We start from the raw sequence: 589 nt of genomic DNA, 5'->3' as shown, positions 1-589 counted from the left end.
AGGCTGAGCACCGTCTGCTCCTTCGTGCCGTGGATGTCGTCCAGCAGGTTCTGCAGGGCACGCGGATGAATCTGGTTGCCGCGCCCTTTCACGTGATGGCCGAAATTCGCGGCAAACGCCATGAAGTTCTGCAGCTTCTCTGGATCCGGATCCTCGTGGATCCGGTAGATGAACGGCACCTTGAGCCAGTGGAAATGCTCGGCCACAGTTTCGTTAGCGGCCAGCATGAATTCCTCGATGATCTGCTCCGCGATGGAACGCTCCCGTTTGACGATATCGATCGGCTTGCCATTTTCATCGACGATGACCTTCGACTCCACAAAGTCAAAATCGACCGCGCCCCGCCGCATCCGGCGGTTCCGCAGCTTCAGCGCCAGCTCCTGCATCAGGCGGAAATCCTCCACCAGATCGCTGTAACGCTCGATCAGCTCCGGATCCTCGTCGACCAGAATTTTGCGCACATTGTTGTACGTCATCCGTTCCTTCGTCCGAATCACGCTTGTGAAAATATCGTGCTTCACGACCTTCATCTGCTCATTGAATTCCATGACGCAGGACATCGTGAGACGGTCCACCTGCGGATTCAAGC

1 protein-coding gene is annotated in these 589 nt (G+C 56.4%); it reads right to left on the bottom strand.

Translation table 11 applies throughout. The features are described 5' to 3' along the window. Window positions 1-548: RNB domain-containing ribonuclease (locus tag ACSNOG_RS32900; RefSeq protein WP_436756354.1), on the bottom strand; the 548-nt coding region annotated here is incomplete at its 3' end. Window positions 549-589: the final 41 nt, after the last annotated feature.

The organism is Streptomyces sp. URMC 124 (genome assembly GCF_051386455.1).
GTDB lineage: Bacteria > Actinomycetota > Actinomycetes > Streptomycetales > Streptomycetaceae > Streptomyces.
Note: the sequence above shows the minus strand (reverse complement) of the source record. Positions and strands in the feature narration are given on the sequence as shown.